19 protein-coding genes are annotated in these 17,164 nt (G+C 69.9%); 8 read left to right on the top strand and 11 right to left on the bottom strand.

What is annotated here, in order from left to right:
• Positions 1 to 10: 10 nt before the first annotated feature.
• The 3 genes from MME74_RS13090 to MME74_RS13080 form a co-directional block, all read right to left on the bottom strand.
• A complete protein-coding gene (locus MME74_RS13090; RefSeq protein ID WP_267415491.1) occupies positions 11 to 817 on the bottom strand; it encodes an ABC transporter permease in 807 nt (268 codons plus the stop codon).
• A complete protein-coding gene (locus tag MME74_RS13085; protein WP_267415490.1) occupies positions 814 to 1,725 on the bottom strand; it encodes an ABC transporter ATP-binding protein in 912 nt (303 codons plus the stop codon). The genes MME74_RS13090 and MME74_RS13085 overlap by 4 nt, the downstream gene beginning before the upstream one ends.
• Before the next feature lie 91 nt (positions 1,726 to 1,816).
• On the bottom strand, positions 1,817 to 2,443 hold the full coding sequence (locus tag MME74_RS13080) for an SOS response-associated peptidase family protein (RefSeq protein WP_267415489.1): 627 nt from the start codon (positions 2,441 to 2,443) through the stop codon (positions 1,817 to 1,819).
• Between the two features lie 102 nt (positions 2,444 to 2,545).
• Between MME74_RS13080 and MME74_RS13075 the strand changes: the two genes are divergently transcribed.
• A complete protein-coding gene (locus MME74_RS13075) occupies positions 2,546 to 3,457 on the top strand; it encodes a DMT family transporter (RefSeq protein ID WP_267418582.1) in 912 nt (303 codons plus the stop codon).
• Between the two features lie 3 nt (positions 3,458 to 3,460).
• Here MME74_RS13075 and MME74_RS13070 read toward each other — a convergent pair whose 3' ends face one another.
• Both MME74_RS13070 and msrB read right to left on the bottom strand, forming a co-directional pair.
• Entirely contained in the window at positions 3,461 to 4,039 is a 579-nt protein-coding gene (locus MME74_RS13070) for a nitroreductase family protein (RefSeq protein ID WP_267415488.1), read from the bottom strand.
• Positions 4,036 to 4,440, bottom strand: a complete 405-nt coding sequence (gene msrB, locus MME74_RS13065) for a peptide-methionine (R)-S-oxide reductase MsrB (RefSeq protein ID WP_267415487.1) — start codon at positions 4,438 to 4,440, stop codon at positions 4,036 to 4,038. The genes MME74_RS13070 and msrB overlap by 4 nt, the downstream gene beginning before the upstream one ends.
• A 71-nt stretch (positions 4,441 to 4,511) precedes the next feature.
• Here msrB and MME74_RS13060 point away from each other — a divergent pair, with 71 nt between their 5' ends.
• From MME74_RS13060 to groL, 4 genes are all read left to right on the top strand, one after another.
• The gene (locus tag MME74_RS13060) at positions 4,512 to 5,501 is read left to right on the top strand and encodes a DUF2332 domain-containing protein (RefSeq protein WP_267415486.1); all 990 of its coding nucleotides are present in this window, start codon (positions 4,512 to 4,514) and stop codon (positions 5,499 to 5,501) included.
• A 9-nt stretch (positions 5,502 to 5,510) separates the two neighbouring features.
• Positions 5,511 to 5,768 (top strand): DUF3263 domain-containing protein, encoded by a 258-nt coding sequence (locus MME74_RS13055; RefSeq protein WP_267415485.1) that lies wholly within the window; start codon positions 5,511 to 5,513, stop codon positions 5,766 to 5,768.
• Positions 5,769 to 5,847: 79 nt separating this feature from the next.
• Positions 5,848 to 6,426 (top strand): LytR C-terminal domain-containing protein, encoded by a 579-nt coding sequence (locus tag MME74_RS13050; protein WP_324170112.1) that lies wholly within the window; start codon positions 5,848 to 5,850, stop codon positions 6,424 to 6,426.
• A 123-nt stretch (positions 6,427 to 6,549) separates the two neighbouring features.
• Entirely contained in the window at positions 6,550 to 8,169 is a 1,620-nt protein-coding gene (gene groL / locus MME74_RS13045; protein ID WP_267415484.1) for a chaperonin GroEL, read from the top strand.
• A gap of 88 nt (positions 8,170 to 8,257) precedes the next feature.
• Here groL and MME74_RS13040 read toward each other — a convergent pair whose 3' ends face one another.
• From MME74_RS13040 to MME74_RS13030, 3 genes are all read right to left on the bottom strand, one after another.
• On the bottom strand, positions 8,258 to 8,545 hold the full coding sequence (locus MME74_RS13040) for a WXG100 family type VII secretion target (protein WP_267415483.1): 288 nt from the start codon (positions 8,543 to 8,545) through the stop codon (positions 8,258 to 8,260).
• Positions 8,546 to 8,704: 159 nt separating this feature from the next.
• The gene (locus MME74_RS13035; protein WP_267415482.1) at positions 8,705 to 10,405 is read right to left on the bottom strand and encodes a sensor histidine kinase; all 1,701 of its coding nucleotides are present in this window, start codon (positions 10,403 to 10,405) and stop codon (positions 8,705 to 8,707) included.
• A gap of 61 nt (positions 10,406 to 10,466) precedes the next feature.
• Entirely contained in the window at positions 10,467 to 11,159 is a 693-nt protein-coding gene (locus MME74_RS13030) for a response regulator transcription factor (RefSeq protein WP_017828926.1), read from the bottom strand.
• Positions 11,160 to 11,322: 163 nt separating this feature from the next.
• Here MME74_RS13030 and MME74_RS13025 point away from each other — a divergent pair, with 163 nt between their 5' ends.
• Entirely contained in the window at positions 11,323 to 12,348 is a 1,026-nt protein-coding gene (locus MME74_RS13025; protein WP_267415481.1) for a CPBP family intramembrane glutamic endopeptidase, read from the top strand.
• A gap of 24 nt (positions 12,349 to 12,372) precedes the next feature.
• Here the strand turns inward: MME74_RS13025 and MME74_RS13020 are convergent, their stop codons facing one another.
• From MME74_RS13020 to MME74_RS13010, 3 genes are read right to left on the bottom strand one after another with little or no spacing between them, the layout of a single operon-like run.
• Positions 12,373 to 14,013 (bottom strand): DNA repair helicase XPB, encoded by a 1,641-nt coding sequence (locus tag MME74_RS13020; RefSeq protein ID WP_267415480.1) that lies wholly within the window; start codon positions 14,011 to 14,013, stop codon positions 12,373 to 12,375.
• A gap of 37 nt (positions 14,014 to 14,050) precedes the next feature.
• Positions 14,051 to 15,763, bottom strand: a complete 1,713-nt coding sequence (locus MME74_RS13015) for a helicase-associated domain-containing protein (protein ID WP_267415479.1) — start codon at positions 15,761 to 15,763, stop codon at positions 14,051 to 14,053.
• 10 nt (positions 15,764 to 15,773) lie between these two features.
• On the bottom strand, positions 15,774 to 16,049 hold the full coding sequence (locus MME74_RS13010) for a multidrug ABC transporter ATPase (RefSeq protein WP_267415477.1): 276 nt from the start codon (positions 16,047 to 16,049) through the stop codon (positions 15,774 to 15,776).
• A 117-nt stretch (positions 16,050 to 16,166) separates the two neighbouring features.
• Between MME74_RS13010 and MME74_RS13005 the strand changes: the two genes are divergently transcribed.
• On the top strand, positions 16,167 to 16,547 hold the full coding sequence (locus MME74_RS13005) for a cold-shock protein (RefSeq protein ID WP_047522525.1): 381 nt from the start codon (positions 16,167 to 16,169) through the stop codon (positions 16,545 to 16,547).
• The gene (locus MME74_RS13000) at positions 16,531 to 17,163 is read left to right on the top strand and encodes a DUF3027 domain-containing protein (protein ID WP_267415472.1); all 633 of its coding nucleotides are present in this window, start codon (positions 16,531 to 16,533) and stop codon (positions 17,161 to 17,163) included. Before MME74_RS13005 ends, MME74_RS13000 begins: the two co-directional genes overlap by 17 nt.
• Position 17,164 lies beyond the last annotated feature (1 nt).

Raw genomic sequence — 17,164 nt, 5'->3', positions numbered from 1 at the left:
CGGGTCGACTTTACGCGTCGCGGGTGCGCAGGACGCCCCAGGCCACGAGCGCTCCGCCGGCAACCCAGCAGCCCAGCGTCAGGAAGGCGATCGGCGCGTCGAGCGCGGCACCCTCGCTCGGCAGGATCGCGCTCTGCGCGGCCGAGACCGGGAGATAGTTCGCCGCCTCGATGAGCCACGCCCACCCTTCGCCCGCGAAGGAGAAGAAGCCCACGACGATCGGCAGCACGAACAGCACGCCGACGGTCGCGGCGATCGCTCCGGCGCCGGAGCGCAGGATGAAGCCGAACGCCACACCGAGCAGGGCGAAGACGGCCATGGCGAGCGAGGCCACCACGATCGGCAGGATCGATGCCGACGGGTCCGACCAGTCGATGCCCTCGTCCCGCGAGGCCAGGATGAGCGAGACCGCGGCGGCCGCGATACCGAAGATCACCAGTGACGACACGAACAGGAACACGGCCAGCACGATCGACTTCGCGGCGAGGACGGAACCGCGAACCGGGTTCGCCGTGAGGGTCGAGCGGATCATGCCCGTCGAGTACTCGCCGGTGACCGAGATCGCCCCGATGATGCCGGCGAGCAGCATGGTGAACTGGATCGGCATGACGACGGCCTGGATGCCCGGTGATTCGACCGCCTGCGCGATGAGCACGGAGATCCCGATCGTGAGGGCCGCGGCGATCCCGATGGACCACCACGTCGAGCGCAGGGTGGCGAGCTTGATCCACTCGCCGCGCAGGGCACGCACGAATGTGAGCCGTCGACCGGTGTCGACGCGCGTCCGCGTGGGCGCGGGAGCCTGTGTCGTGGTCATGAGATCTCCTTGGTGCGGTACTCGACCGAGTCGCCGGTGAGGGCGAGGTAGGCGTCTTCGAGGGAACCGGTGGTCGGGGTGAGTTCGTGCAGCGGGATGCCGCGATCGGCCGCGAGGTCGCCGATGCGGGCAGCGGGCAGTCCCACGATGTCGAGCAGGTCGGGCGCGGAGCTCACGATCTCGACGTCGGGGCCGCCGACGGCAGCCGCCAGATCGGCGGGTCGCGGCGTGCGCACCCGCACGGTGTTGCGCGTCCAGGAGCGCACGAGCTCGGCCAGCGGAGCGTCCGCGAGCACCCGGCCACGACCCATCACGATGACGTGATCGGCGGTCTGGGCCATCTCGCTCATCAGATGGCTCGAGAGGAGCACGGTGCGTCCCTCCGAGGCCGCGTGCCGCACGAACTGCCGCACCCAGCGGACGCCCTCGGGGTCGAGGCCGTTGACCGGCTCGTCGAGGATCAGCGTGTGCGGGTCGCCGAGCAGCGCCGAGGCGATACCCAGGCGCTGTCCCATGCCGAGCGAGAACTTGCCGGCGCGCTTGCGGGCGACGGAGTCGATACCCGCGAGCTCGATGACCTCGTCGACGCGCGACGCGGGGATGCCGTGGGTGGCCGCCATCGCGCGGAGGTGGTTGCGTGCGGTGCGGCCGGTGTGCACCGCCTTCGCGTCGAGCAGCACGCCGACCTCGGTCAGGGGCGCCCGCAGCTTGCGGTACTCGCGGCCCGCGACGGCGGCACGTCCGGACGTCGGGCGGTCGAGACCGACGATCATCCGCATCGTGGTCGACTTCCCCGCCCCGTTGGGGCCGAGGAAGCCGGTGACACTGCCCGGCTGGACGGTGAACGACACGTCATCGACGGCCGTCTTGTCTCCGAACCTCTTCGTGAGGCCTTCTGCTGTGATCATGGTGTCCACGCTACGGGCGGCCGTCCTGGTCCCGCGTCCTCCTCAGGTACTTTCCTGAGGGCCGGACCTCCACCCGGCGGCGGACCTCGCGTCAGGCCCGGGGACGGGCCTGCACCCGCGCGGCCATCTCGTCGGAGGCGAGGACGGCCTCGTCGACGATCTTCTTCGACGCCGGCGCGGTCAGCCAGTCGTGGCTGAGGGAGGCCGGGATGAGCAGCGGCATGCGATCGTGCAGGTCGACCAGGTGAGCCGGGGCGGGGCGCATCACGATCGAGTAGCAGGTGAACCATTCTCCGTCGGCGGTACGACCGCGCTGCGTGACGGCAGCCATGCCGAACAGCGTGCCGTCGTCGACGATGAACTCGTTCCACTGCCGCCAGGGCTTCTGCATCTCGTACCAGCTGGTCGCCGGCACGATCGCGCGCGAGCGTGCCCCGCCGGGGCGCTCCTGCAGTCGCTCCGAGCGCGTGTTGATCGACGGGAACTTCGCCGGCTCGCCGTTCACGAGGAAGCCCCACCAGGCGGGTTCCAGGGTCGGGGCGGCATCCGGCTGCACGACCAGCGGGTTGAGGTTCCGCAGGTTCTTGCCCGTCGGGCGGACGGTCTCACCCGCGTTCTCCCGCGCCCACACGCGCAGGCCCTCGAGCACCGCGTCGTCGGCGGCTTCGAGGAGTTCCGTGTCGGTGAACCGAGGATCCAGACCGTAGCTCGCGCACATGCCGCCAGCGTAGACCCGGGCTGCGACATCCGCCGGCGCAGGAGCGATCGGATGCTCGGGTAGGGTCGACTGGTGCCAGAATCCCGTCGCCTCCCCGCTCCTCTGGCACTCGGCGGGGCGGTCGCCATCGGCGTCATGACGGCGATCCAGGCACGGATCAACGGCGTGCTCGGGGTCCGGGTCGACGACGGCATCGTCGCCGGATTCCTCTCCTTCTCGGTGGGACTCGTGGCCCTGGCCGTGGTGATCACCTGCATCCCGTCCGCGCGGCGCGGCGTCGCCCGGCTGCGGAACGGCATCCGTCGTCAGACGATCCCCTTCTGGATGCTGCTCGGCGGTGCGTGCGGGGCTCTCACCGTGTCCACCCAGGGGCTGACCGCGGGAGTGCTCGGCGTCTCGCTGTTCACCGTCGGCGTCGTCGCCGGGCAGACCCTGCACGGCCTCGTGCTCGATCGGATCGGGTTCGGTCCGGCCGGCGTCGTGGCGATCACGCCGGGCCGTGTGGCCGGCGGTGCGCTCGCGCTCGCCGCGGTCGGGATCTCGCTCTCCGGCGACGTGCTCGCCTCCGCACCGCTGTGGATGCTGCTGCTGCCGTTCGCCGCCGGTGTCGGCATCGCGTGGCAGGCGGGGACGAACGGACGTCTCGCGCAGCGCGTCAGCTCACCGCTCTCCGCGACGCTCATGAGCTTCATCACGGGAACCGTGGTCCTCGCCGTCGCCGCAGGCGTGAGCATCGCCTTCCGCGGCATGCCGAACGCCCTCCCCGCAGAGCCGTGGCTCTACCTGGGCGGCTTCCTCGGCGCCGCCTACATCCTGCTCGGGGCGTTCATCGTCGCGCACACGGGCGTGCTGCTGATGGGGCTGGGGTCCGTGCTCGGGCAGCTCGTGGCCTCGGTCGTGATCGACCTGATCTGGCCGCCGGCGGCCGGACCCGCGCTCTGGCAGGTCATCGCCATGGTGGTCGTCGCCGTGGCCTCGGTCGTGGTCGCCGTGCCGTGGCGGCGCCGGCGCTGAGCGTTACTTCTTCTTCGCCTTCTTGTCCGACGAGGATTTCGCGCCGGCCTTCGGCATCCGGGTGACGAGCTTCCGCGCGTCGACGGCCTTGCGGCGCCCGGGCTTCTTCCCCTCGGGTTTGCCGCCGACGTAGAGCCAGCCGAGGAGCTCCTCGTTCTTGCCGAGACCGTGCGCCTTCGCGACCGCCTTCGCACGGGTGTAGTGCCCGGTGCGCCAGATGACACCCCATCCGGCCTCGTCGAGCAGCAGGCTGAGGGCGTGCGCGACACCGGAGGCGACGGCCTCCTGCTCCCAGCGCGGGACCTTCTCGCTCTTCTGATAGCTCGCGACGACGGCGATGAGCAGCGGTGCGCGCAACGGCTTCGTCGAGGGGGAGGCATCTCCCTGCGCCTTGGCGATGGCCGCGCCCAGCGCCTCTCGGTCGTCGCCGCGCAGCTCGATGAGCCGCCACGGACGAAGCGACGAGTGATCGGCCACGCGACCGGCGGCGGCCACGAACGTCAGCAGCTCCTCGCGACTCGGCGACCGCTCGTCGACCTTCGACCAGGACTGACGCGCGCGGACCGCGTCGAGCGCGCTCACGAGGCTTCGGGGGTGAAGTTCAGTGCGATCGAGTTCATGCAGTAGCGATCGCCGGTGGGCGTTCCGAATCCGTCCGGGAAGACATGGCCGAGGTGCGAGCCGCAGTTGGCGCAGCGGACCTCGGTGCGCACCATGCCCAGGCTGTCGTCCTCGATGAGCTCGACCGCGTCGGGGCGGATCGACTCGTAGAAGCTCGGCCATCCGCATCCGGAGTCGAACTTCGTGCCGCTCTTGAAGAGCTCGGCGTTGCACGCCCCGCAGGTGTAGAGGCCCGCGCGCTCCTCATCGAGCAGCTCACCCGTCCAGGCACGCTCGGTCGCGGCCTGACGCAGCACGGCGTACTGCTCTTCGCCGAGCTCGTCGCGCCACTCTTCTTCGGTCTTGTCCACGCTGTACGACATGTGTCCTCCTGAGTCGCCTCCATTCTCCCTCCTGTGGCGGGGTGCCGGGTGCGCCGCGTCAGAATGGACGGATGACGGACGCTGTGCAGGAGCGCTACGCACGATTCGCCCGCGAGGAGGCGCCGGGCCGGAGCGCGCTGTACGCGGACTGGGCAGCGGGGGTCGCCGACGACATCGCCGTGCGGCGGGTCCTGCTGCGGATCCCCGAGTCGAGGCGGCAGCCGCCCCTGGTGTTCGCGGTGACCCGGCTGCTCGGAGTCGGGCTCGTGGGGTACCCGCACTGGCGGAGCTTCGTGCTCCGGCATGCGGACGAGATCGTCGCGGAATGCACGGAGCGCTCGCTGCAGACCAACGAGCCGCTGCGCCTGGCAGCGCTCCTGCCGGTGCTCTCCGAGATCGAGGGACCGATCGCGCTGCTCGAGATCGGGGCGTCCGCCGGGCTCTGCCTCTACCCCGATCGCTACTCGTACCGCTTCACGGATGAGCATGGCGGGCTCCGTGCCGGTCTCGATCCGGCTGACGGGATGTCCGCCGTGGTTCTGGAGAGCCGGGTGACGGGCGCCCTTCCCTCTCTGCGGATGCCGGATGTCGTCTGGCGCGCGGGCATCGACCTCGCCCCGCTCGACGCGACGTCGGAGCGCGACCGGCGGTGGCTGCGGGGGCTCGTCTGGCCGGGGGAGGCCGGCCGGGAGGAGCGGATCGACGCCGCGCTCGACATCGCCGCCGCGGATCCGCCGCTGCTGGTCCGCGGCGATGCCTCGGAGCAGCTCGACGCGCTCGCGGCCGAGGCCCCGCCCGGTGCCACGCTCGTCGTCACGACGCCCGGTGTGCTCGTGCACATCCCGCGCGCCGAGCGGGAAGCCCTGATCGCACGCATCTCGGGCCTTCCCGGGCACTGGATCACGATCGATCCGCCGCGGCTGCTCGATGTGTGGGAACCGCGCGTCGGGGGCGACTGGCCGGGGTTCGTCGTGGCGATCGACGGGCACGTCCGGGCGGCGGCGGATCCGCTCGGGCGTTGGTGGGAGTGGCGAGCGGCTCTCCGCGCCGACGCGTCCTAACCTGGACCCATGCTCGGAGACCTGACGGAGCGCGATCGCGCGATCCTCGCCCTCGAAACGGCCTGGCCGCGTCATGGCGGGGCGAAGGAGGAGGTCATCCGCGCCCAGCTGGGCATGAGCGCCGCGCGTTACTACCAGCTGCTGGGGCGGCTGATCGAGTCCGACGCCGCACTCGAGTACGACCCGATGCTGGTGCGCAGGCTGCGTAGGATCCGCGATTCCCGCGCAGCACGGCGCACGTCGCGGATGCCCGGCTTCGTCGGCTGATCCACGCGAAGTCGCGCCAGGACCGCTCGCTCTCGCGCCGCGGAACGGATTGACAGGTGCGTGCCGCTAGCATCGAGGGGTGTCAAAGCCCACCCGCGATCGCTTCGATGACGTCCCCCGTTCCTCCGGACGCGTGGGCGCGCACCGTGCCGAGGCCCCGGGCATGAACGGCTGGGTCGTGCTGCTGTGGTCCTTCGTGGCCGCTCTCGTGCTCATCATCGCCGGGATCTTCGGCTCCCTGGTCGTCATGGGCCGCGTCTCGCTGTTCCCCGAGGCGGCGCCGACCCCCGTCCCGACCCCCGTCGAGACGGGTGTGGTCGACCCCAGCATCTCCGTCATCATCCTGAACGGGACACCCGATGAGGGCCTCGACACCCAGATGCGCGAGACCCTGATCAACAACGGCTGGGCGTCGGACGACGTCCTGGCCGGTGACAGCTCGAGCACGGACTTCCCGACCACGACGGTCTTCTACGTGAACGACGAGGACGAGCTGGCGGCCATCGGCCTGGCGAATCTCCTCGACGGTGCTGCCGTGCAGCAGAGCGACTTCTATCCCGCCGAGAGTGCGGACGGGCAGAAGCAGTTCAGGGTCGTGATCGGACTCGACCGGTCGACCTCCGCGCCGGCGACGCCCGCCGACACTCCGGCCTCCTGACCTCGCGGCGCCTCCGTATCCGGCGGCTTGCACTCGAAGGTGTCGAGTGCCAGAATGGCGTTAGCACTCTCTCACTCTGAGTGCTAAACCCAACGTCTACGTCCAGGAGGGACGAAAAAACTCATGGCAAAGATCATTGCTTTCGATGAGGAGGCCCGCCGCGGCCTCGAGCGCGGCCTCAACATCCTCGCCGACGCGGTCAAGGTGACCCTCGGCCCGCGCGGTCGCAACGTCGTCCTCGAGAAGAAGTGGGGCGCCCCCACGATCACGAACGACGGTGTCTCCATCGCCAAGGAGATCGAGCTGGACGACCCGTACGAGAAGATCGGTGCGGAGCTCGTCAAGGAGGTCGCCAAGAAGACCGACGACGTCGCGGGTGACGGCACCACCACCGCCACGGTCCTCGCTCAGGCTCTGGTCCGCGAGGGTCTGCGCAACGTCGCAGCCGGCGCCGACCCCATCTCGCTCAAGCGCGGCATCGAGAAGGCCGTCGCTGCGATCACCGAGGAGCTCCTCTCGAGCGCCAAGGAGATCGACTCCAAGGAGCAGATCGCCGCTACGGCGTCCATCTCCGCTGCAGACCCCGCGATCGGCGAGCTCATCGCCGAGGCGATCGACAAGGTCGGCAAGGAAGGCGTCGTCACCGTCGAGGAGTCGCAGACGTTCGGCACCGAGCTCGAGCTCACCGAGGGCATGCGCTTCGACAAGGGTTACCTGAACCCGTACTTCGTCACGGACCCGGAGCGCCAGGAGGCAGTCTTCGAGGACCCGTACATCCTCATCGCGAACCAGAAGGTCTCCAACATCAAGGACCTCCTGCCCATCGTCGACAAGGTGATCCAGGACGGCAAGGAGCTCGTCATCATCGCCGAGGACGTCGAGGGCGAGGCTCTCGCGACGCTCGTGCTGAACAAGCTCAAGGGCATCTTCAAGTCGGTCGCCGTCAAGGCCCCCGGCTTCGGCGACCGTCGCAAGGCGCAGCTGCAGGACATCGCGATCCTCACCGGCGGCCAGGTCATCACCGAAGAGGTGGGCCTTAAGCTCGAGAACGCCACGCTTGACCTCCTGGGTCGTGCACGCAAGGTCATCGTCACCAAGGACGAGACCACGATCGTCGAGGGTGCCGGCGAGGCCGAGCAGATCGAGGGTCGCGTCACGCAGATCCGTCGCGAGATCGAGAACACCGACAGCGACTACGACCGTGAGAAGCTCCAGGAGCGCCTCGCGAAGCTCGCCGGTGGCGTCGCCGTCATCAAGGCGGGTGCCGCGACCGAGGTCGAGCTCAAGGAGCGCAAGCACCGCATCGAGGACGCCGTCCGCAACGCGAAGGCAGCCGTCGAAGAGGGCATCGTCCCCGGTGGTGGCGTCGCGCTGATCCAGTCCGGCACGAAGGCCCTCGACGGCCTGACGCTGACGGGTGACGAGGCGACCGGTGCGAACATCGTCCGCGTGGCCATCGAGGCTCCGCTCAAGCAGATCGCGCTGAACGCCGGTCTCGAGCCGGGCGTCGTCGCGAACAAGGTCTCCGAGCTCCCCGCGGGCCAGGGCCTCAACGCGGCCACGGGCGAGTACGTCGACATGTTCGCCGCCGGGATCATCGACCCCGCCAAGGTGACCCGTTCCGCGCTGCAGAACGCTGCTTCGATCGCGGCGCTGTTCCTCACCACCGAGGCCGTCGTCGCGGACAAGCCCGAGAAGTCGTCCGCTCCGGTCGGCGACCCGTCGGGTGGCATGGACTTCTGATCCATCGCACATGACAGAACGCCCCTGGCTCCGGCCAGGGGCGTTCTGCGTTGATCGGGGTGCCTGTGGGCGGGTGCGGGTGGTGCCGTCAGCGGAACAGGCTGGCCGAGTACTGGTCGGCATCCGCGTACTGCGTGGCCACGGACCCCAGCGACGTGCCGATGGAGTCGAGGACCTGCTCGACGTGCAGCTGCGCTCCCTGCCACTGCTCGGCGCATCCCTGGAACGCGTTCGACGCGTTTCCGACCCAGGTCGTCTGCAGCTGGCGGAGCTGGGCCATGAGCGTCGCAGACTCGGTCTGCAGTCGCTCGATGGTGGCGCGGGTCGCGCCGTGCGCCGCGTGGACGGCCTCGGTGTCGACGGTGAAGACGGACATGTGAGCTCCTTCTCGTTGGGCTTCCGACGCTAGGCGTGCGCGACAGCCGACGCTCCGCACGGTGCGGCCGGCCGGCGCCCGCTGTGCGGAACCGGAAAGCCGCCGCGGCCGTGCAGAAGCACCCCGCCGTCGGCTCAGCCCCTCGGCGAGCGGACGGAGCTAGGGAAGCTCCAGCCGATCCAACGGCTGCGTGTCCTCGAGAAGGTGCTCGGGGGTGGCGCGGGCGGGAGCGAGGGGGAGCGTCACCGTGAAGGTCGCGCCGCCCCCGGGAGTCTCGGAGACCGCGACGCTGCCGTGCAGCGCCTTGACGATCGAGGCGACGATCGCGAGGCCGAGTCCCGACCCGCCCGTCTCGCGCGCGCGGGAGGTGTCGGCACGCCAGAAGCGCTCGAAGATCTGCTCCCGGATCTGCGGGGGGATGCCCTCGCCATGGTCCACGATCGCGATCGATCCCGTGCCGAGCACGCGGTCGGAGTCGACGACGATCTCGATCGGTCCGTCCTCGGGTGAGAAGCGGCGGGCGTTCCCCAGCAGGTTCGTGACGACCTGACGCACCTTGTTCTCCTCGCCGAGCACGATCGGAGGGGTGCGCACGGGGATGTCCGGGATCTCGGTGAAGTCGATCGCCGGTGCCTGCTCCTGCTGCTGACGGGGGCGACGGCGCAGGCGCGAGAGGGCTGTGCGGGACAGTCCGCGCGGTGCCGGAGGGGTCGACGGCTGGGGGTCGGCGGAGGGCGCTTCCCGGAGCGGGATGGGTGCCATGGCCTCGACGGTGCGGTCGATCACCGTGACCGTCCGGCCGGGGGCGGCCGCGCGCAGGTCGAGGGCGGCGTCCCTGGCGATCGGACGGAGGTCCAGCGGCACGATCTCCGGTTCGCGCTCCTCGTCCAGCCGGGCGAGGGCGAGGAGGTCCTCGACGAGGACGCCCATCCGGATGGCCTCCTTCTCGATGCGCTCCATGGCCCTGGCAGTGTCTTCCTCGCCCTTGATCGCGCCCATCCGGTACAGCTCCGCGTAGCCGCGCACGCTCACCAGCGGTGTACGCAGCTCGTGGCTCGCGTCGCCGATGAACCGCCGCATGTGCTGGACCGTGCGGTCGCGCTGCGCGAGCGAGCGGTCCACGCGATCGAGCATCGTGTTGATCGCCGCGTTCAGGCGGCCCACCTCGGTGGTCGGCTCGAGATCGGTCAGGCGCTGTCGGAAGTCGCCGGCCGCGATCGACATCGCCGTCGCCTCGACTTGGCCCAGTCTGCGGAACGTCAGCGTGACGAGTCCGCGGGTGAGGAGCGCGGCGACGAGGATCGTGATCAGCGCGATCGTGATGTAGATCCCGAAGTACTGACTGATGATGCGGTCTGCGGGGGCGAGCGGCATCGCGACGAGCTGGATGCGGATGGTGCCGCCCTCCGAGCCCATGACGGCGACGGCGGCGTGGAACACCTCGCCGTCCGAGCCGTACATCTGCAGGACCTGGTCGGTCTTGGCGTTGGCCTCGGCGAGCGTGAACTCGGCGGGGAACAGGGGGGCGTCGCCGGCGGTGCCCCGCGCGGTCGCACGGAGCGCGCCCTCCGCGTCGTAGATGGCGAACGAGAAGTCCCGCGGCTGCTCGTCACGCGGGGTGTAGGTGGTGACCCCGTCCACGTTCGCCGTGTCGAAGTAGCGGTCGACCAGGTCGCTGGACACCAGGGCGGGCAGCTGCGTGTCGATGTTCTCGACCAGGGCGTTGCGCAGCAGCGGGACCGTGCCGATGCCGGCGACGAGGAGGCCGAGCGCGAGCACGGCGACCGTCACGCCGGTGACCTTCGCCCGAAGGCTGATGCGACGCCACCAGCTGGTGACCGCATCGGGCTTGTGCGCCATGCGGTCCTCCCTGGTGCGCCGACTCCGCCCCGAGGCGCTGTCGATGATGGTGCGGTGGTCGTCAGACCGTCTTGCCGACCTTGAGCATGTAGCCGAAGCCGCGCTTGGTCTGGATCAGCGACTCCTCCGTGTGCGGGTCGATCTTGCGGCGCAGGTACGAGATGTAGCTCTCGACGATGCCGGCGTCGCCGTTGAAGTCGTACTCCCAGACGTGGTCGAGGATCTGCGCCTTCGACAGCACCCGGTTCGGGTTGAGCATCAGGTAGCGCAGCAGCTTGAACTCGGTCGGGCTGAGCTCGATCGGCTCCTTGCCGACGTGGACGTCGTGCGTGTCCTGGTCCATCGACAGCTCGCCGGCACGGATGATGGACTCCTCGTCGGCCTGCATCGTGCGGCGGAGGATGGCCTGGGCCCTGGCGACGATCTCGTCGAGGCTGAACGGCTTGGTGACGTAGTCGTCGCCACCGGCGTTGAGGCCCTCGATCTTGTCGTCGGTGCCGTCCTTCGCGGTCAGGAACAGGATGGGTGCCGTGAAGCCGGCGCCGCGAAGGCGCTTGGTCACGCTGAACCCGTTCATGTCGGGAAGCATGACGTCCAGGATGATCAGGTCCGGCTCCTCTTCGAGGACGGCCGAGATCGTGGCGGCGCCGTTGGCGACCGTCTTCACCTGGAATCCGGCGAAGCTGAGACCCGTGGAGAGCAGGTCGCGGATGTTGGGTTCGTCGTCGACGACCAGGATGCGCGGAGCAGTCATGTCCCCATTATGGTGACTTCGGCCATGCGGATGCTGACTATTGTGCGGAACGGCGCGGAGTCGCCGTTCCCGAGGCGGGTGGCAGCCGTGTTCCGTGCGCGGCGGAACGGCGATCATCCCGTGGGCGGATGCGCCACACAGCCGGACACGCGAGGATCGTCTCATGAGCTCGAACGAGGACGCCATCGCCGCCCCCGCACCTGTCGACCCGACCACGCCGCCACCCTCCGAGCAGGTGGCGTACCACCGTCTCGCGCGCCTGCGCCCGCGGTATCGCTGGTGGCGGATGATCGTGACCGGACTCGTCGGTATCGCGCTCTACGTCGCGATCATGCTCCTGCTGATCGTGCCGTTGGTGATCGTGGCGATGTTCGTCCCCGGCGGGGACGCCGAGCTGCAGACCCTCCTCACCACCGCGCAGTACTTCGACCTCGAACGGCCCTGGCTCCTCGTCGCCCTGGTGCTGCCGCTGATCCTGATGATCCCCGCCCTGCTCGTGGCCTCCCGCCTGATCGAGGGGCGCGGCGTCGGACTGCTGTCGTCGGTCACCGGGAGGCTCCGGATGGGCTGGCTGGGGAAGAGCCTGCTGCTCGCCCTCGCGGTCTTCGTCGTCTACTTCGCGGTCGTCCTGGGGTGGTCCGCGGCCGTCGGCGAGACGATCGCGCCCGACTTCTCGCACCCCGGTCTCTGGATCATGGTGCTTCTCGTGCTGCTGCTGATCCCGTTCCAGGCGGCGGCCGAGGAGTACGTGTTCCGTGGATATCTGATGCAGCTGGTCGGTGGGTGGCTGCGCCATCCGGCCTTCGCGATCCTGCTGCCCGTCCCGCTGTTCGTGCTCGGGCACGGCTACGACGTCTGGGGTGCGGCGAGCGTCGGCGTGTTCGCCATCGTCGCCGCCTGGCTGACCTGGCGCACCGGAGGCCTCGAAGCCGCGATCTCCCTGCACATCGTCAACAACGTGCTGATCTTCCTGCTCGGCTCCGTCCAGCTCGTCGACGCGAACGCCACCTCGGGCACGCCCGTCGACCTGCTGGCCTCGACTCTCGCGATGGTGGTCTACGCGCTGCTCGCCGATCGGTGGGCGGGCCGCCTCGGAGTCGCGCGCACGGCGAGCGTCGCGTTCCCCACGGGGACGGCTGTCGGCGGTGCGCACGGAACCCATCACCTGGATCCCGTGCTGCGCGGCTGAGATGGTCGGCCGCGCGCCGGGGCATCAAGCGGCGATCGCGTCCGAATCCATGATCGTGTAGCTGTAGCCCTGCTCGGCGAGGAAGCGCTGGCGGTTCTGCGCGTAGTCCTGGTCGATGGTGTCGCGTGCGACGAGGGTGTAGAAGCTCGCGGTGTGGCCCGACTGCTTCGGTCGCAGGAGGCGACCGAGTCGCTGAGCCTCCTCCTGACGCGACCCGAACGATCCGGACACCTGGATGGCGACGGATGCCTCGGGCAGGTCGATCGAGAAGTTCGCCACCTTGGAGACCACGAGCAGCGAGATGTCGCCCTCACGGAAGGCGCGGTACAGCTCCTCGCGTTCGTCGACCGGGGTCGCGCCGGTGATCTGGGGTGCGTTCAGCGCCTCGGACAGCGACTCGAGCTGATCGAGGTACTGCCCGATCACGAGGATGCGCTCACCCTCGTGCTTGGCGATGAGCTCGCGCACGGCCTGCACCTTCGCCGGAGCGGATGCCGCGAGGCGGTACCGCTCGTCGTCGGTCGCGGCCGCGTACTCGAGCCGGTCGCTCGGCGGGAGGTCGACGCGCACCTCGTAGCAGGCGGCGGGGGAGATGAAGCCCTGCGCCTCGATCTGCTTCCACGGGGCGTCGAACCGCTTCGGACCGATCAGGCTGAACACGTCGCCCTCGCGGCCGTCCTCGCGCACGAGGGTCGCCGTGAGACCGATGCGACGGCGGGCCTGCAGGTCGGCGGTGAGCTTGAACACGGGAGCCGGGAGCAGGTGGACCTCGTCGTACACGATGAGTCCCCAGTCGAGAGCATCCAGCAACGCCAGGTGCGCGTACTCGCCCTTCCGCTTCGCCGTCAGGATCTGGTACGTCGCGATCGTGACCGGCTTGACCTCCTTGGCCTGGCCGGAGTACTCGCCGATCTCCTCGGGGGTCAGGCTCGTGCGCTTGAGGAGCTCGTCGCGCCACTGGCGGGCGGACACCGTGTTCGTGACGAGGATCAGCGTGGTCGTCTTGGTCGCGGCCATGGCTCCGGCGCCGACGATCGTCTTGCCCGCGCCGCAGGGGAGCACCACGACACCCGAGCCGTCCTTCGAGAAGGCGTCCACCGCGTCCTGCTGGTACGGGCGGATCTGCCATCCGTCCTCGGCGAGGTCGATCTCGTGCGGCGTCCCCGGCGTGTAGCCGGCGAGGTCTTCCGCCGGCCAGCCGATCTTCAGCAGCTCCTGCTTGATCTGCCCGCGCGCCCAGGCGTCGACCACGAAGGTCTCCGGGGACGGGTGCCCGATCAGCAGGGGCTGGATGCGCTTGTTGTGGGCGACCTGCGTCAGCACGGCGGGATCGGAGGAGCGCAGGATCAGCGTGCCCTCGTCGTCGCGCTCGATCACGAGTCGTCCGTAGCGGTTCACCGTCTCGCGCAGGTCGACCGCGACCGACGGCGGCACCGGGAAACGCGACCAGCGGTCCAGCGTCTCCAGCATGTCCTCGGCGGTGTGTCCCGCAGCGCGCGCGTTCCACAGCCCGAGCCGGGTGATCCGATAGGTGTGGATGTGCTCGGGCGCCCGTTCCAGTTCGGCGAAGATCGCGAGCTCATGGCGCGCGCTCTCCGCGTCGGCGTGGGCGACTTCGAGCAGCACGGTGCGATCGCTCTGGACGATCAAGGGGCCATCAGACATAGCTGACCAGTTTACCGGTCGCGCGAGGCATCGGGCCCTACGGCGCGACGATCGTGGCTGCGAGGATGCTCGACACCGGCAGGGTGCGCTCGACGTCGGCCGCACGATCCCGTCCGCGGAGGCGGCCACCGCCCATGCCGGTCGCCTCCAGGAGGAGTTCCCTCGTCGACCCGTCGGGCATCCCGACGGTGACCTGGAGGACGGACTTCGCGCGGACGGCGGCCTCGAGCTCCCGATCCAGCCAGGCGGCATCGGCGTCGGGCCCCTGGTGGGAGCGCAGTCGGGCGATCAGGGACGACAGGTCGGGTGCGCCGGTGCTCGGGGACGCCGCCGGCGGTGCCGGGTGGCGCTCACGGATCACGAGGGCGCCGTCGGAGTCGACGAGCGTCGCCGGGTACCGGGCGTCGGTGAGCGCCCAGTACACCGTCTCGCGGCTCACGCGGGTGGTGAGCGACTCGACGTGCGCGCTGAGCGCGAGCGGACGCAGCGACTGGTCCACGGCCATCGCCTGGATGAGGTGAGGGTCGGAGCTCTCGATCCGCGTGCGGCCTGTCTCTTCGTCGGTCGAGACGCGGACGAGCCCATGCCGCTGCGCGGTCTGTCCGATCAGATAGCCCAGCGGCTGCGGGATGCCCGTGAGCGAGATGGCGCCCAGGAAGTCGAGGATCGACTGCTCGGTCTCGCCCGCGACGAACGCATGTGCCACGGACTCCGAGGTGAAGCGGTACGACGAGGCCTGGGCCGCGGACTCGCGGGCCGCGATCGTGCGGAGCCGCACGTCCAGGGCGGGCTCGAGCGGACCGGGGGCGATCGCCGTGAGGTCGTTCTGGAGGAAGATCCGGTCGACCTCGGTCGGCAGCAGGCGAGCGAGTGCACCGGCGTCGGGGGCGTCTCCGCGGCGCAACCCGGCGGCCCACTCCGGTTCGGTGCCGTCCTCCGCGATCAGGCCGAGGTGTCGCGCCGCCTCGTGCAGCGTGCGGGACCGCTCCGGCCACGACGGGTCCCAGGGATGGGCGAGGGGCCACTGCTCCGGGGGGATCCATCCGCCGTCCGGGGAGCGGACGCCGCGAGGAAGCGCGTCGCGGAACGAGGCGGCGAGCACGCTCCAGCGTTCGACGGCCGACGAGCGCAGCCAGTCCTCCGCGGATCGGCTCGAGCGCAGCCGACGCTCGGCGGTGACCGCCAGCCCCGCTTGGAGCGCGACGGCGACGAGGGTGTCCACGAGATCCACCGCGACACCCGACTCGGCGAGCTGGCGCTTCTCGCCGGAGCTCACCCCTCCGCCGATCAGCAGCGCGAACGGGCGCTCCCGCGTGATGAGGAGCAGGTCGGCGAGCACGGCGACGGTCGTGAACGCACGCTCCGCGGCGTGAGCGGAGGCGGTCTCGGAGGAGGCACGCGTGGTCTCGGGCCCCGGGGGAGGCTCCGGCGCGGTACGTCCGGCGAGGGCCGTGACCACGGGCGGATACGGTGTGCCGTCCGGGCGCAGGAGTGCGAGGGCGATCAGCTGCTCCTGCTCGGGGCCGGCGCTCCCGCCCGACACCGCGTCGAGCAGCGCCCTCGCCTCCGCCGCCGTGAGCGAGGGGAGGAGCCTGGCCAGAGACGTCGGATCGAGCAGGGACTCGGCGGCGTCGAAGAAGTCCTGCCACCCGGCATCCGGTCGTACGCCGCGTGCGGAGAGGAGACGGAGCAGCTCGTCGTCGCGCGCGGCCGCCAGCCAATCCGCCAGCGGTCGTGCGTGAGTGCTCATGGCCGATGCCTCACGAACGCGAAGACGCGCGGCCCTTTCGGATGAAGCTCATCGTCAGCAGCGCGATGATCATCAGGAAGGCGAGCGGAAGCCCCCAGTAGGGGATCGCGGCGATGAACGGCCAGGCGCCCTCGCCGAACGAGTCCTGATTCATGCCCAGTGCCGTGCCGATGATGATCGCGAAGAAGCACACCACGGATGCTGCGGCGATTCCGAGCGCGGTGAACGCCAGGATACGATCCAGCCGGCGGATGGGAACCTCCGGTTCGGAATTGTGCGTGCTCATCCGCCTCAGCCTACTCGCACTGGGCTTCTGATCCGTGCGGCCTGCGACCGGTAGGCTGGAGAGGACGCGCACGAGCGCGTCCACCGTTCTGCACACAGATCTCAGCGAGGTTCTCCCATGCCCACCGGCAAGGTCAGGTTCTACGACGAAGACAAGGGTTTCGGCTTCATCGCCAGCGATGACGGCCAGGACGTCTTCCTGCACGCCTCCGCGATGCCTGCAGGCGCCGCGGTGAAGGCCGGTGCACGCGTGGAGTTCGGCGTGGCCGACGGGAAGCGCGGGCTGCAGGCGCTGTCCGTGCGCGTGCTCGAGGCGCCGCCCAGCCTGTCGAAGGCCAAGCGGAAGCCCGCAGACGACATGGCGATCATCGTCGAGGATCTCGTGAAGCTCCTCGACGGCATCGGCGGGGACCTGCGCCGCGGGCGCTACCCCTCCTCCGGACACGGCCGCAAGATCGCGGCCGTCCTGCGCAAGGTCGCTGATGACCTCGAAGCCTGACGCCGACGCGCGTCTCCTCGACGCCCACGATCTCGCCCTGGCTGCCCTGCGCGAGATCACTCCCGCGTCCTCCATCGGTCCGGCCGCCGGCTACCTTCCCGAGGAGGACGGCTCGGTCTCGTTGCGTTTCGAGAACCGTCTCCCCGGCTACCCCGGGTGGTACTGGACTGTGACGGTCGCGCGCGTGGACGACGAGGAGCCGACGGTGCTCGAGGTCGAGCTTCTCCCCGGCGAGGGTGCGCTGCTCGCGCCCGAGTGGGTGCCCTGGGCGGAGCGCCTGGCCGAGTACCGCGCGCACCAGGTCGAGCTCGCCGAAGCAGCGGCCGCTGACGGCGACACGTCGGTCGAGGACTCCGTTCTCGGTGACGACGAAGAAGCACTCGACGATGACGACGACGACCTCGATGACGGCGAGGCGGATATCCTGCACGCGGGTGATCTCGACGGCGTCGACATCGACGAACTCGACGTCGACGCATCCGGCGATGACGACGACTCGGACGACCACGACTCCGACGACGACGACGACTCCGACGAAGACGAAGACGACGACGCGGAAGACGACGACGCCGACGTCCGGGATGCGGACGCCGGCGAGGTCGACGAAGAGGAGTGAG

Source organism: Microbacterium oxydans, assembly GCF_026559675.1.
Taxonomy (GTDB): Bacteria; Actinomycetota; Actinomycetes; order Actinomycetales; family Microbacteriaceae; genus Microbacterium; species Microbacterium oxydans_D.
Note: the sequence above shows the minus strand (reverse complement) of the source record. Positions and strands in the feature narration are given on the sequence as shown.